Annotated in this window: 13 protein-coding genes; 3 read left to right on the top strand and 10 right to left on the bottom strand. The window is 64.7% G+C overall.

Going from position 1 to position 13,715, the window contains the following annotated elements:
* Positions 1-168 precede the first annotated feature (168 nt).
* The 5 genes from AB0O52_RS01870 to AB0O52_RS01850 all read right to left on the bottom strand — a co-directional run bounded on the left by AB0O52_RS01870 (position 169) and on the right by AB0O52_RS01850 (position 5,589).
* On the bottom strand, positions 169-1,914 hold the full coding sequence (locus tag AB0O52_RS01870) for an MDR family MFS transporter (protein WP_364532516.1): 1,746 nt from the start codon (positions 1,912-1,914) through the stop codon (positions 169-171).
* Positions 1,911-2,579 (bottom strand): TetR/AcrR family transcriptional regulator, encoded by a 669-nt coding sequence (locus tag AB0O52_RS01865; RefSeq protein ID WP_364532513.1) that lies wholly within the window; start codon positions 2,577-2,579, stop codon positions 1,911-1,913. The genes AB0O52_RS01870 and AB0O52_RS01865 overlap by 4 nt, the downstream gene beginning before the upstream one ends.
* Before the next feature lie 132 nt (positions 2,580-2,711).
* Positions 2,712-4,148: a class II fumarate hydratase gene (locus tag AB0O52_RS01860; RefSeq protein WP_284981051.1), complete on the bottom strand. Its 1,437-nt coding sequence runs from the start codon at positions 4,146-4,148 to the stop codon at positions 2,712-2,714.
* A gap of 97 nt (positions 4,149-4,245) precedes the next feature.
* Positions 4,246-4,860 carry a carbonic anhydrase gene (locus tag AB0O52_RS01855; protein WP_364532510.1) on the bottom strand — a complete coding sequence of 205 codons (615 nt, stop codon included), beginning with the start codon at positions 4,858-4,860 and terminating at the stop codon, positions 4,246-4,248.
* A 9-nt stretch (positions 4,861-4,869) separates the two neighbouring features.
* Positions 4,870-5,589: a DUF4245 domain-containing protein gene (locus AB0O52_RS01850; RefSeq protein WP_364532507.1), complete on the bottom strand. Its 720-nt coding sequence runs from the start codon at positions 5,587-5,589 to the stop codon at positions 4,870-4,872.
* Between the two features lie 204 nt (positions 5,590-5,793).
* Here AB0O52_RS01850 and glpX point away from each other — a divergent pair, with 204 nt between their 5' ends.
* Together glpX and AB0O52_RS01840 are read left to right on the top strand one after the other, a co-directional pair.
* Positions 5,794-6,813 (top strand): class II fructose-bisphosphatase, encoded by a 1,020-nt coding sequence (glpX, locus tag AB0O52_RS01845; protein ID WP_171983398.1) that lies wholly within the window; start codon positions 5,794-5,796, stop codon positions 6,811-6,813.
* Positions 6,814-6,956: 143 nt separating this feature from the next.
* Positions 6,957-7,910: a hypothetical protein gene (locus AB0O52_RS01840; protein ID WP_364532504.1), complete on the top strand. Its 954-nt coding sequence runs from the start codon at positions 6,957-6,959 to the stop codon at positions 7,908-7,910.
* A gap of 36 nt (positions 7,911-7,946) precedes the next feature.
* On the opposite strand, the gene AB0O52_RS01835 is transcribed toward AB0O52_RS01840, so the two are convergent.
* The 4 genes from AB0O52_RS01835 to AB0O52_RS01820 all read right to left on the bottom strand — a co-directional run bounded on the left by AB0O52_RS01835 (position 7,947) and on the right by AB0O52_RS01820 (position 11,990).
* Positions 7,947-8,882, bottom strand: a complete 936-nt coding sequence (locus tag AB0O52_RS01835) for a peptidoglycan bridge formation glycyltransferase FemA/FemB family protein (protein ID WP_364532501.1) — start codon at positions 8,880-8,882, stop codon at positions 7,947-7,949.
* A 3-nt stretch (positions 8,883-8,885) separates the two neighbouring features.
* Positions 8,886-10,136 carry a mannose-6-phosphate isomerase, class I gene (gene manA / locus AB0O52_RS01830; protein ID WP_364532498.1) on the bottom strand — a complete coding sequence of 417 codons (1,251 nt, stop codon included), beginning with the start codon at positions 10,134-10,136 and terminating at the stop codon, positions 8,886-8,888.
* A 76-nt stretch (positions 10,137-10,212) separates the two neighbouring features.
* Entirely contained in the window at positions 10,213-10,806 is a 594-nt protein-coding gene (gene purE, locus AB0O52_RS01825; RefSeq protein ID WP_364532495.1) for a 5-(carboxyamino)imidazole ribonucleotide mutase, read from the bottom strand.
* A complete protein-coding gene (locus tag AB0O52_RS01820; protein ID WP_364532488.1) occupies positions 10,803-11,990 on the bottom strand; it encodes a 5-(carboxyamino)imidazole ribonucleotide synthase in 1,188 nt (395 codons plus the stop codon). Before AB0O52_RS01820 ends, purE begins: the two co-directional genes overlap by 4 nt.
* Positions 11,991-12,160: 170 nt before the next feature.
* On the opposite strand from AB0O52_RS01820, the gene AB0O52_RS01815 reads away from it, so the two are divergent.
* Positions 12,161-12,733: a GtrA family protein gene (locus AB0O52_RS01815; protein ID WP_364532485.1), complete on the top strand. Its 573-nt coding sequence runs from the start codon at positions 12,161-12,163 to the stop codon at positions 12,731-12,733.
* Here AB0O52_RS01815 and AB0O52_RS01810 read toward each other — a convergent pair.
* Positions 12,720-13,418, bottom strand: coding sequence for a TIGR03089 family protein (locus AB0O52_RS01810; protein WP_364532482.1), 699 nt, complete (start codon positions 13,416-13,418; stop codon positions 12,720-12,722). The two genes, AB0O52_RS01815 and AB0O52_RS01810, sit on opposite strands and share 14 nt — an antisense overlap.
* Positions 13,419-13,715: the final 297 nt, after the last annotated feature.

Raw genomic sequence — 13,715 nt, 5'->3', positions numbered from 1 at the left:
ACACAGGGGCGCCGCAACCCCCATAAGATTGCGGCGCCCATGTTGGCTCGGCCAGGCGATCATGAAATCCCACGTTCGGCCCAGTGGACATGCCCAGCCTTGCATCCGGGCACTGGACATATTCCTCATATGTCCACTCGTCCGAGCCAAGGCCGGGCATGTCCCCGCTCAGCGCCGGGCGAGCTCGCCGTCGTTGTCGCCCACCGGACCCACCGGCTCGGACTCGGGCTCGGACTCAGGCTCGACGGTCCCCTCGATAGTCCCCTCGGCGGTCCCCTCGATAGTCCCCTCGGCGGAACCCTGAGAGGATCCTCCAATGCGTTCGGCTTCAAGGCGTTCCGCCTCCTCGCCCCCGACAGCCTCGCCCCGGGCCACCATTCCGGCGGTGTCGGAGAGCGGGATCTGCTTGAGGGTGATGGCGAGCAGGAGGGCGGCCGCGATGAACGGGATCAGGTACCAGAACACCGGTGCCAGCGAATCGGCGTAGGCATTGATGATGGCGTCCTTGACCTGGACCGGCAGTTGGGCCAAGGTCTGCGGATCAAGCTTGCTGGTTGACTGTGCAGCCTGCGCAGCGGAAGCCCCGGCGCCCGTGAACGCCTTGGTGAGGGACTCGGCCAGCCGTGTGGTGAAGATCGAGCCGAAGACGGCAACGCCCAACGATGCCCCGACTTCGCGGAAGTAGTTGTTGGTGCTCGTTGCCGTGCCGATCTGCCCGGCCGGTACCGCGTTCTGGACCACCAGGACGATGACTTGCATGATCAGGCCCAGGCCTGCGCCGAAGATGAACAGCTGGACGCAGATGACCCAGATCGGAGTTGCCGCGGTGAGCGTGGTGAGCCACAGCATCGCAGCGATCGTGAGGCTCGCTCCGAGGATCGGGAACATCTTGTACTTGCCGGTCTTGGAGATGCGGATACCGGAGTAGATGGACGTACCCATGAGTCCGACCATCATGGGCAGCATGAGCAGGCCGGAGACTGCGGCTGAGGTACCGGAGGACATCTGGAGGAACGTCGGCACGAAGGCGATCGCTGCGAACATGCCCAGGCCCAGGGTGAATCCGATGGCCGTTGCGTTGATGAAAATCCGGTTCTTGAACAGGCTCAGCGGAATGATGGGGTCTTCGGCCTTGCGCTCCACGAGGGCGAAGAGGAAAGCAGCAAGCACCATGCCGGCGCCGAAGGCCCACGTGAGCGGGGAGTCCCAGCCCTGGTCCTTCTTGCCGCCGAAGTCGGTGAAGAAGATCAGGCAGGCCGTCGCGGCGGACAGCAACAGGACTCCAAGGATATCGATGCGCTTTTCGGCCTTCTTGTTCGGCAGGGTGAGGGTGAACCAGGCGATGGCGAAGGCCGCCAGGCCGACGGGGATGTTGATGTAGAAGGCCCATTCCCAGGTCAGGTGATCGACGAAGAAGCCGCCCAGGAGCGGACCGGCCACGGCGGAGAGGCCGAAGATCGCACCGAGGGGGCCCATGTACTTGCCGCGTTCCTTGGCAGGCACGATGTCCGCGATGATGGCCTGCGAGAGGATCATCAGTCCGCCGCCGCCCAGGCCCTGGATTGCGCGGAAGACCACGAAGCCCCAGAAGTCGGTGGCGAAGGCGCAGCCGATGGAGGCTGCCGTGAACAAACCGATGGCGATCAGGAACAGGTTCCGGCGTCCCAGGATGTCACCGAACTTGCCATAGATCGGCATGACGATGGTGGTGGCCAGCAGGTAGGCCGTGGTGATCCACGCTTGGTTCTCCACGCCGCCGAGCTTGCCGACGATAGTGGGCATGGCGGTGGACACGATGGTCTGGTCGAGGCTAGAGAGCAGCATTCCGGCGATGAGCGCCGAGAAGATGATCCAGATTCGTCTCTGGGTCAAGAGCAGCGGTGCTGCCGCTTTGGTTTTGAGAGTGGTACTCACGGTTGATCCTTCAGGGTTTCGGCGGGGTCGGTGTCCAGCGGTTGGGCGAAGAGCGCGCGTGCTGCGTTGAGGTTCCGATCCAGCAATTCGCGGTACGGCCGGGTGTTCTCTTCGGAAAAGAACTGTTGGCTCGTCTTCTTGGTGACCGCGCCGAAGACCGCGGCGGCCATGATGATCCCGGGGTGGTCAGCGGTGAGGCCTTCCCGGGCGGCGATGAGTTCGGCGAACTGGCGCTCGCGGACTTCGCCTTCGCGGGTCAACCGGCCCAGGAGCTGGGGCTCGGCCGTGACGGCTGCGATGAGCTGGCGGATCTCAGAAGGGCTGACGGTGGACCGCTCGAGGACCGCCAGGGTGAAATGGCGGAGCGCGGACAGCAGCGAGTCGGAGATCGCGCCGGTGCTACGGGCAGGGTTCCGGCTGAAGGCCTCCAGCGCCTCTTCGGGAAGCTCGTCGGAGAACGAGCCGATCACTGCGTCTTCCTTGGTGTGGAAGTAGTTGAAAAACGTCCGCCGCGATATTCCGGCTTCTTCGCAGGCTTCCTCGACGGTGAAGCCGCTGAGTCCGCGCTGGGCCGTCAAGGACCTTGCGACGGCGGTGATCGCCGCGCGGGTCTGTGCGCGTTTGCGCTCCCGGAGTCCGCCGTCGATAGTTGCACTATTTTCCACAGAGTGAAGTTTTGCACTTTTCCAATCAAAGTGCAAGAAACTATAGTGAATGAAAACGACGACGGCGGCCGGCACCTTCCGTGGAGAAGGTGCCGGCCGCCGTCGGGCTGGCCAGTCGGGGCTGGCGGGAAGCTAGGCCTTGTGGGCCGGGCGGGTCATGGTGGTGACGTCGAGAGCCTTGTCGAGCTGCTCTTCGCTCAGTTCGCCGCGCTCAAGATACCCGAGGGAGATCACGGCTTCGCGGATGGTCAAACCCTCGGCAACGGCCTTCTTGGCGATCTTTGCCGCTGCTTCGTAACCGATGAACTTGTTCAGCGGGGTCACGATGGACGGGGAAGCCTCGGCCAGGAAGCGGGCGCGCTCCACGTTGGCGGTGATGCCGTCGATCATCTTGTCGGCCATGACGCGGCTGGTGTTGGCCAGGAGGCGGATGGATTCAAGCAGGTTGGCAGCCATGACGGGGATGCCGACATTGAGTTCGAAAGCGCCGTTGGTACCGGACCAGGCGATGGCGGTGTCGTTGCCGATGACCTGGGCGCAGACCATGATCGATGCTTCGCAGATGACCGGGTTGACCTTGCCCGGCATGATCGACGAGCCGGGCTGGAGGTCCGGGATGGAGATTTCGCCCAGTCCCGTGTTGGGGCCGGAACCCATCCAGCGGAGGTCGTTGTTGATCTTCATGAAGGAGATCGCGATGTTGCGCAGCTGGCTGGAACCCTCGATGAGGCCGTCGCGGTTGGCTTGCGCTTCGAAGTGGTCGCGTGCCTCGGTCAGCGGCAGGCCGGTGTCGGCTGCGAGGAGCTCGATGACGCGCTCCGGGAAGCCTTCCGGGGTGTTGATGCCGGTGCCGACCGCGGTTCCGCCCAGGGGGACCTCGGCGACCCGGGGGAGGGCTGCGTTGATGCGCTCGATCCCGTAGCGGACCTGGGCGGCGTAGCCGCCGAACTCCTGGCCCAAGGTCACCGGGGTGGCGTCCATGAGGTGGGTGCGGCCGGACTTGACGACGTCCTTGAACTCCACGGCCTTGCGGTCCAGGGAAGCAGCCAGGTAGTCGAGCGCCGGGATCAGGTCGTTGATCAGGGCCGACGTCGCGGCGACGTGGACCGACGTCGGGAAGACATCGTTGGAGGACTGGGAAGCGTTGACGTGGTCGTTCGGGTGGACAACTTTGTCGCTCCCGGCGGCCGCGAGGGCCCGCGTCGCCAGCTCGGCGATGACCTCGTTGGTGTTCATGTTGGACGACGTACCCGAACCGGTCTGGAAGACGTCGATGGGGAAATCGCCGTCGTACTTTCCGGCGGCAACCTCATCGGCAGCGCTGGCAATCGCCTCGGCGAGCTCGCCGTCGAGCACTCCCAGTTCAGCGTTCGCGAGGGCCGCAGCCTTCTTGACGCGGGCCAGGGCTTCGATGTGTGCGCGCTCAAGCGTCTTGCCGGAGATCGGGAAGTTCTCCACGGCGCGCTGCGTCTGGGCGCGGTACAGGGCGTTCACAGGAACGCGAACTTCGCCCATCGTGTCATGTTCAATACGGAACTCGGCCGTGTTGGATTCTTGAGTGGAAGTCATGGGGCTAGCTTATGGCGAGCAGCCGCTTGACCGAAAACCGTGGAGCAAAGCTACGGCCGCCGGATGCCGCCCCGTCGGGGGCGGCCCGGCATCCCGCTTAGAGCTCGCCGATCCCGGAAACAAGCGCAGCGCGGCCTTCGTCCAGTTTGTAGGAAAGGCCGACGACGGCGGCCCGGCCGTCGTCGATCGCGTCGGAAATCACACGGGAACTGTCGGCCAGCCGGCGGGCTGTCTGCTTGACGTGCTCCACCACCATCTCGTTGACGTCCGTCTGCTCGTTGCGCATTGCCGTGAGGACGGAAGGCGTGATGCGCTCCACGAGGGAGCGGATGAAACCAGCTGGCATGTCCCCGGTCTCGACCGCACTCTTGGTCGCGGTCACGGCGCCGCAGCTGTCGTGGCCAAGAATCACGATGAGCGGAACGCGCAGCTGGGAGATGCTGTATTCCAGTGAACCGAGGACGGCGTCGTCGATCACCTGCCCGGCCGTACGGACCACGAAGGCATCGCCCAGGCCGAGGTCGAAGATGATCTCAGCGGCCAGGCGGGAATCCGAACAACCGAAGATCACAGCAAACGGATGCTGGTCCTCGACCAGGGAATGCCGGCGGGAAGCGTCCTGGTTGGGATGCAGGGATTCCCCGGCGACAAAGCGTTCGTTTCCTTCGCGCAGACGGCGCCAGGCAAGGGCAGGAGTCAGATAGGTAGCCACGGCGCTACTTTACGGCTTAGCGGTGGCTGGCTGCGAAACTGTGTCGCCCGGCTTCGTGCCCGTGTCCGCGGAAGCGACAGGAGCTGCGTCCATTGCCTTGACCACGGCTGCGGCCAAGGTGGAAAACTCGTCCAGTCCTGCGCTGCCGCTCAGGATGATCGTGGTGCCCCGGTAGTTCAAGACCATGCTGCGGTTGCCCTTGGCCGTGTCATGGAGCTCCCAGTCGTGGCCGCCGGCGCTACGCGTACCGGTCACGGGAGCGCTGCCGGTCTGCTGGAAAATCCAGGTCGGATTGGCCTTGCGGGCCTGGACAATTCCGATGAACGCCTGCTTGGGGGTGACGTATCCGACCTCCCACGTGGGCACGCCATCGCCGGTCCCGGATACCCAGCGGGCGTAGTTCGGACTAAATGTGTCGCCGGTATCCGGCGCCACAGGTGTGAAACCCGCCACATCTTTCGCGTTGGCTGCGGTTGCGGCCACGTCGACGTTGGGCCGGTAACCGTTGCTCTTCGGCGCCGGATTCATGAGCACGATCGGCAGGAACGCCAGCACGCAGAGGAGCAACGCGATGAGCATGCCAATGACCGAGGCGTTGGCCCTTTTGGCTGCTTTCGCCGCGATAACGGGCTTGACGGCGGGCCGACCGGCGTCGTCGGTGCCGGCTGCGCCGGTGCCTCCGTTGTCCGAGGGGGCGGCGGCAATTGCTTTGTCCTGCGTTTCACTCACGCTTCAATAGTCTCCTATCCAAGCGGCTAATACACATCGGCGGGTCCGCGCAAGGGGCGTTCCGGGAGTTGGTCATCCCATGACCATGCCGCCCCGCCCCGACTATGATCTCTTGTAGAGGAATCATTCAGGCCGCCAAGCGCAGCCATTCCTGGTCCCACGAATCGCGTCATCGAAGAAGAGGTTCACGTGTCTCCAGCGCCAATGTCCCAGAAGTATTCCACGATTTCGCCGGCGCTCGCCGTCGGGACCGATGAGCCGGACCGCAACCTGGCCCTCGAACTTGTCCGGGTTACCGAAGCTGCCGCCATTGCCGGCGGCCACTGGGTTGGTTTCGGCGATAAGAACAAGGCAGACGGCGCCGCCGTTGACGCCATGCGCTCCTTCCTCCACACCGTCCATTTCAACGGCGTCGTTGTCATTGGCGAGGGTGAAAAGGACGAAGCCCCCATGCTCTTCAATGGCGAGCACGTCGGTGACGGCACCGGACCGGAGTGCGACGTCGCCGTCGACCCCATCGATGGAACCCGCCTGACTGCCCTGGGCATCAACAACGCCCTCGCCGTGCTGGCAGTTGCCGAACGCGGCACCATGTTCGATCCCTCGGCCGTGTTCTACATGGAGAAGCTCGTCACGGGTCCCGAAGCCGCCGACATGGTGGACCTGCGCCTGCCGGTGAAGCAGAACCTGCACCTGATCGCCAAGGCCAAGGGCGTCAAGGTCAACCAGCTCAACGTCATGATCCTGGACCGCGACCGCCACCGCCCGCTCGTGGAGGAAATCCGCGAAGCCGGTGCCCGCACGAAGTTCATCATGGACGGCGACGTTGCAGGCGCCATCGCCGCCGCACGTTCCGGCACCGGCGTCGACGCCCTGATGGGCATCGGCGGCACCCCCGAAGGCATCGTCGCCGCGTGTGCCATCAAGTCCCTCGGCGGCGTCATCCAGGGCCGTCTGTGGCCCACGAGCGACGACGAGAAGCAGAAGGCCATCGACGCCGGACACGACCTCGAGCGCGTCCTCTCCACGAACGACCTCGTCACGAGCGATAACTGCTACTTCGCAGCCACCGGCATCACCGACGGCGACCTCCTCAAGGGTGTGCGCTACTCCAAGGACAAGGTCCTGACCCAGTCCATCGTGATGCGCTCCAAGTCCGGCACCATCCGCTTTGTGGACGGCGAGCACCAGGCCAGCAAGTGGGAAGGCTACGCCCGCAAGTAAGACCCACAAACCTTTCGTGCGAACTGGCAGCAAATGCCCTCTGGATCGAATTTTGGAGGCATTTGCTGCCAATTCGCGTTAATCCGCGGAATCCGTCCTGTGGATAACTCAATTTAGGACTCGAAGCCGGGCAAGAATTGAGCATGTCCCGGACTCCGATGCCCCCGCAGCTTCCAAACGGTTCCTTTCCGGCGTCGGCCGCTGGGACCCTCGGATTGAGCCAGAAGCAATTGCGCCGCGACGGCATTCTCACGTTGTCGCGTGGGATGCGCCTGCCGCTGAACAGCACGGGGACGGTGGCGGAACACTTGCGGGGTTACACCGACCTTGATTCAGAGTGCTGCCTTAGCCATGGCTCCGCGGCGCGGATCCATGGCATCAGTTTGTCCAAAGCCCTCGAAGAGGATTGGCGGATCCACTTGGCACGCCCGGGAGGGCGGTGGAAACCGCGGAGACGGAATGTAGTAGGGCACCAACTCACGTTCAAGCCCGGTGAAGTGATAGAGCTCGACGGCGTCCGGCTCACCTCGCCTGCCCGGACGTGGCTGGACTTGGCCCAATTGATGAACATCGACGACACTGTCGCGGCGGGCGACTCGATCGTCGTCGAGCACGGCGAAAACCATCCCAGGCCGCGCGAGGCCTTGGCAACCATTGACGATTTGAAGGCGATGGTCGCAGCCCACCCGGGAATGCGAGGGGTCCGCAAGGCCCGGCTGGCCCTTGATCTGGTCCGGGTCGGCGCGGATTCGCCGCAGGAAACGCAAATGCGCCTCATATTGTTGCATGCAGGTTTGCGTGAGCCCGTGCTGAACCACGTCATCTTCAACGCGTGGGGCGCTCCCGCTGTGTGGCCCGATGCCGCTTACGTCAAGGAGCGGGTCGCCCTCCAGTACGACGGGCGGCATCATGGGGAAGCTGAGCAGTACCAGAGGGACATCAGGCGCCAGTCGCTGACGGAACGGCTGGGTTGGCGCGAAGTCCGGGTCCACCATGAGGATTTGCTCGGACCCCGGCCGGAAGTGGTGGAGAAAGTCCGCCGGGCGTTACGGGCTGGCCGCGAGTTGGCAGCAGATGCCCGCAGCATCGGATTTTGAGGGCATCTGCTGCCAGTTCGCGCGTCAGAAAGAGCCTCAGCGGAGCTTCTCGCGCAGCTTCCGGGCCAGTTGGTAGGCGCCGTAGCGGAACTTGTTGACGGGAAGGTCCCATGTGCCCGGGTAGGCCATTTCGCGGCCCCCGAAGGACTTCTTGAAGGCAGTGAATCCGGCCCACTTGTGGTCAGGCTCGTCCTCCGGGGCCACGCCCCACAGGTCGACGTGCTTGAGCCCTTTCTCCTTGGCGTCCGCCATGAGCGTCACGAGCAACGGAATGCCTGCGCTGAGCTTGCGGTGCGTGTCATCAAGTGCCGCGTGGGCGTAGGTGCGCGTGTCGGCGGAGTCGTACGCCAGGGCGGCCGCTATGGGCTCGCCCTCGAGTTCGGCGATGAACAGCGTGCCGGCACCGGCCGGCATGAGGGAGCGGGCCACGGAGCGTAGATAGTCGTCGCTCTGGGGTTTGAATCCGTTGCGTGCGGCCGTCATGTGCAGGAAGTTCAGAAGCACTTCGATCTCTTCAGGATCCTGCGAGGACCGGAAGGTGACACCCTTCTTGTGGATGTTGCGGTACAGGTTCCGGTTGGTGGGCTTCATGCCCGCGAGGACGTCCTTGAAATCGCCGTCCAGATCCACAATCCAGCTCAATTCCGGCTGCTGGTTGGACGGCGCAGGCACCATGCCGCGTTCCCGCAGTACCGCGCCGGCGTCGGCGGCTTCGAACCCGGCGGTGACGGGTTCCATCCGGACAAACACCGCCTTGCTGCGGCGCGCGATCGCCACCAGTGCTGCTACGGCTTCGTCGAAGGCTTCCAGCGAATCGGCCACCGGTCCGTAAGGGGTGTAGATGACTTTGCCGGCGGGGTTCCTTTCCTCCACGGCGAGGAAACGCCATCCCGGCCCGGACTCCTCATGCACGGTACGGCCGATGGATCGCTGGAAGGACGCCCAGGCGGGCGTCTGCAGGAAGTACTCCACCGCTTAGTTCCCGAGGCCTGTTGTGACGGCAAAGGCGACGCTGGTTCCCGTCGCACCGGCAACCGGGTGCACCATGACAGGCTCTTCGGATGCCGGGATGAACGCACTCCCGCCGCGCTCCACTGCGAGCTCGCTCTTGGGGGAGTCGAGTACGACGGATCCGGAAACCACGACGACGACGGCGGGACCCGCTTGCGCCATCGGCACCGGTTCCGCTCCGGGAGCCAACTCGATGCGCTGGAGCTGGAATTCCCGGAACGGCGGCACATACAGATCCTGGCCGAATCCGGAGGTCCTGGGCTCGATGCGCGGTACGCCGAGGGAAGCGAATTCGATCGTCTTCAGGAGTTCGGGAACATCGATGTGCTTGGGGGTGAGGCCGCCACGGAGCACGTTGTCCGAAGCCGCCATCACCTCCACGCCGAGACCTTTGAGGTAGGCGTGGACGTTTCCGCCCGGAAGGTACACCGATTCGCCCGGGGACAGGAAAACAAGATTCAAGAGCAAGGAAATCAGGACACCGGGATCGCCCGGGAACTCGCTGTTGATGTCCACCAAGGTGGAGAGTTCCGCGGCGTGCTGACCCATCGGCGCGCCCGACTTCAGGATGGCAACCACCTGATCCGTCGCCGCGGAGACGGCATCCCCGCCGGTAATCAGCCGGGTGAAGGCGGCCTTGAGTGCCGAAGGCTCATCGGAGCCGGAGAGGTCCGCGATGACTCCGGTGATGACGTCAGGAACGTCGAGGGCGGCAAGGTCCAGAAGGCTCGCGAGGTGCTCGAAGACGCGCTGCGAATCGGTGGCCGGACGGAAACCGCACAGGGCGTGAAACGGGGTCAGCGCGAAGATCATCTCCGGCTTGTGGTTGTCGTCGCGGTAATTGCGCTCCGGTGCGTCCGCGGCCAGGCCTGCGGCATTTTCCTTCGCGAACCCGTCCCGGGCCTGCTGCAGGCGCGGGTGGACCTGCAAGGACAGGGGCTTGTCCGCCGCAAGGAGCTTGGTGAGGAACGGCAAGCGGGGACCGAATTCGGCCAGGCTGGCTTCACCGAGGAAGTGCTCGGGATCCAGGCTGATCAGGGCGTCCAAGGCGACGGAAGACCCGTCCGGACGGATGGCCACGGACGGCGAGTCCGGGTGCGCTCCGATCCACAACTCTGCCTCCGGACCGCCCGAGGCGGGCCTTCCCAGCAGAGTGGCGATCGCCGTCGTCGATCCCCATGCGTAGGGGCGGAGAACATTCTCAAGCTGGTACACGGCAGGGGATCCTTGTCATTGCGGGAGGGTTCATTCGGGGACGCCGGGGATGACCTCCGGGCGGCTGGCCGGTCTCCTAGCGGCTGCTGCGGGCGGAGACGTTCGCGGTGGAAAAGACTTCGGCGACCTTGTCGCGGAGCCTGGCCCCTTTCTCGGTGGCGGTGTTGTTGAGTTCCTGGGCGAATTCGATCAGCCCGCCGCGAAGCCGGACGGCCAGCTCGTCGGTTCCGGACGCCAAGATGCGCACTGCCAGGAGGCCGGCGTTGCGGGCGCCCCCGATGGAGACGGTGGCGACGGGAACGCCGGCGGGCATCTGAACGATGGACAGCAAGGAATCCATGCCATCCAGGGTCTTCAGCGGGACCGGGACGCCGATGACGGGCAGCGGGGTGACGGAAGCGAGCATGCCCGGCAAGTGGGCTGCGCCGCCTGCTCCGGCGATGATGACACGGATGCCGCGCCCATGGGCGTTCTGGCCGTAGCGGATCATTTCCGTGGGCATGCGGTGGGCGGAGACGACGTCGGCTTCGAACGGGATGCCGAATTCGGCCAGGGCGTCCGCCGCAGCCTCCATGACGGGCCAGTCGGAGTCTGAGCCCATGACGAGTCCGACGATCGGGGTTGCGTTCGCCGCACCAGCGTTTTCGGCATCCATGTTTTCTGCGCTCATGCACTCTCTCCGGAGGTGGTCTCGGCCGGCATGCGGCCGTTGCGGATGATATCGGCCACTACGGTGGCGCGGTGTCGGATCGAGTCGACGTCCGCCGTCGAGTTGCCGACGAGGTTCACGTGTCCGATCTTGCGGCCGGCCCGCACGGACTTGCCGTAGCAGTGGACCTTTGCGGCCGGTTCGTAGGCGAGGGCCTTGGGGTAGGCGCTGAAGAGATCCTCATTGTCGCCGCCCAGGAAGTTCTTCATGACAACCACCGCGCCCAGGGCGTCGGTGGCACCGAGCGGGAGGTTGAGGACTGCGCGCAAATGCTGTTCAAACTGGCTGGTGACCGAACCGTCCTGCGTCCAGTGGCCGGTGTTGTGCGGCCGCATGGCGAGTTCGTTGACCAGGAACCCGACTCCGACGCCCGGCGTTTCGAAGAGTTCCGCCGCCATGACGCCAGTGACTCCGAGTTCATTGGCGATCCGCAGCGCTGCTTCTTCGGCTGCCGCGGCGACCTCCACGGGAATGTCCTGGGCCGGCGCAATGACTTCGTCGCACACGCCGTCCACCTGCACAGTGTGGACAACAGGCCAGGCGCGGGATTCGCCGCCGGGGGTCCTCGCAACGAGCGCGGAAAGCTCGCGGCTGAAGTCAACCTTCTCTTCGGCCAACAGCGGGCTCATGGCTTCGAACCAGTCCGTGGTGCTCCGGGCGTCGTCGGCGGAATGGACGATGCGCACGCCCTTGCCGTCATAGCCGCCGCGGGGGGTCTTCAAGACGATCGGCCATCCGGTCTGCTCGCCGAAAGCCACGAGGTCTTCGACGCCGTTGACGGCAGCCCACGCCGGGTTGGGGAGCCCCAGGCGGTCGATCGCGGCGCGCATCACGAGTTTGTCCTGCGCGTGCACCAGGGCATCGGGGCCGGGCTGGACGTTGACTCCGGCCTCGATCAGCGCCCTCAGGTGCTCGGTGGGGACGTGCTCGTGGTCGAACGTCATGACGTCCAGGCCCTCCGAGAACTCAAGGAGCGCTGCGAGGTCCTTGTAGTCGCCAATGGGAGCCGTTGCCACGGCCTGGACCGCGGAAACGTCCTCACTTTCGGCAAGGACCCGGAGTTCAAAGCCAAGGGCGGTTGCGGCCGGGGCCATCATTCGTGCGAGCTGGCCGCCGCCCACCACGCCAATTACAGGAAAAGTCACAAGGTTCAGCCTACCGAACCAGCAGCTGGTTCCCAGATTCCGCCCGCCGCCGGGTCCTCGGCACCCCGTTCGAGGCCCTAGGCACGGAACAATTGGGCAAGCTCCAAGAAATCGGAGCTAAAATGGAGGCTTCGGCCCTTCGGCCCCTAGAACAACGGCCATGGAGGGTCATGATCAACACACTTGCAGATCGCATCCGCGGGCTCGCCTCGCTCTTTTGGCGCGAAGTAGCCAAGTTCGGCGCTGTCGGCGGTGTTGCGTTCGTCATAGATAACGGTTTGACCTACTATCTCATGCACGGCCCGATGTCGGACAGTGAGGCGAAGGCCCGTTTCGTCGGCGCCACCGTGGCCACGGTGTTTTCCTGGATCGCCAACCGCTTCTGGACCTTCCGCCACCGCCGCCAGGCGAACGTGGTGCGCGAGTTCGTGATGTTCATCATCATCAACGGCATTGGCATCGGCATCTCCACCGGCCTGACCGCGATTGCCAAATACGGCATGAACATCCAGGACAAGAACGTCCTGTTTGCTGCCGGAGTCGTCGGCATCCTGGTTGCCACCGTTGTGCGCTTCTTCGCCTACCGCTTCCTGGTGTTCAACCAGGAGCTCGACGAAGAGCCGGCCTTCTCGCATGACCACGAGATCATCGAAGCCCACCACAAGGCCAAGGCCAAGGCCATCCATGCCGCTAGCACCGCGGCTGACTCCGATGATGGCGAAGGCGCGGTCAAGCGCCGCTGATGCGCTCGTTGTCCAGCAGGTGCTGGGTGACGACAACGTCCGGGTGCACCAGGACTACTGATCCATCGTTGTTCCATGCGCCCAGTGCGTCCGCGAGGGCTGACTCCAAACCGTCGGCAGCGCGGATCAGAAGTCGAACGCCGGCGTCATGTTCCTTGGCGAAGCCGTCCAGCAATTCACCGTGCGAGTGTCCGGTTTCAGGGCGCCGCAGGGCCGGCATTGCCGCGTCCGGTTCGGCGTGCGCCATGAACACGTCGCCGTGGGAGCGGACTTCTGCCGCGTAGTCCACGACGCCGGGCGGCAGCTCTCCGGGCCAGCGCATCGCGAGTGCCGCGAGCGGCACGGCGACGACGGCGTCAAAGCCGGCTCCAGCGGCGACGTCGGGGGTGTCCGTGACAAGCAGGTCTGCGTTGCCGCCGTCGAGCACCAGCTCCATCCCCAGCTGCCACGCGGCAAGCGCCCACACGAGGGATTTCCAATGGGCCGGCAGGTCCAGGCGAAGGCTCATGCCGGGTTCAGCGTCGAACTCGTCCTGGAGCAGGTTGCTGGTCTTGGCCACCCAATTGTCCAGGACCCGCCCTGAGAGCTCCACCCGTTCGGCGTCCGGCCCGTACCAGATCAGGCGCGGGGAGGTGGCGTGTCCGGAACGCAGGGCTGCCATCAGGCTCATCGCGGGGGTGCTCATGGCTACATCTTGCCACGGGGCGCCCGGCCGGCGCCGGGCCGTGTGAATTGCAACACACGGTGGCAAGGGGTGGCGGCAGTGCGGCGTTCGTGGGGTCAAGTAATTTCCCTGAAATTCAATGAAAATACATCTTAAGTGAGGTGAAGCTTCCGTTTTTGCGCGGGGGCGCGCGGACGGGGCCGAAAAACCGCGGGCGTGGCGTGGCGGTAGTTAGTGCGGAAAGTTGATTATTATCCCGGCGCGGCTTGACTGCACGGTAGTTACACGCGTGTAATTAGATATCGAACGCCGCTGCGG

This window comes from Arthrobacter sp. NPDC080073, from assembly GCF_040686575.1.
In the GTDB taxonomy this organism is placed as follows: domain Bacteria; phylum Actinomycetota; class Actinomycetes; order Actinomycetales; family Micrococcaceae; genus Arthrobacter.
Note: the sequence above shows the minus strand (reverse complement) of the source record. Positions and strands in the feature narration are given on the sequence as shown.

Excerpts from the sequence above, each read along its gene's own strand:
- AB0O52_RS01860 (WP_284981051.1), bottom strand. The coding sequence starts at position 4,148 with ATGACTTCCACTCAAGAATCCAACACGGCCGAGTTCCGTATTGAACAT.
- glpX (WP_171983398.1), top strand. The coding sequence starts at position 5,794 with ATGTCCCAGAAGTATTCCACGATTTCGCCGGCGCTCGCCGTCGGGACC.
- AB0O52_RS01840 (WP_364532504.1), top strand. The coding sequence starts at position 6,957 with ATGTCCCGGACTCCGATGCCCCCGCAGCTTCCAAACGGTTCCTTTCCG.
- purE (WP_364532495.1), bottom strand. The coding sequence starts at position 10,806 with ATGAGCGCAGAAAACATGGATGCCGAAAACGCTGGTGCGGCGAACGCA.
- AB0O52_RS01815 (WP_364532485.1), top strand. The coding sequence starts at position 12,161 with ATGATCAACACACTTGCAGATCGCATCCGCGGGCTCGCCTCGCTCTTT.
- AB0O52_RS01810 (WP_364532482.1), bottom strand. The coding sequence starts at position 13,418 with ATGAGCACCCCCGCGATGAGCCTGATGGCAGCCCTGCGTTCCGGACAC.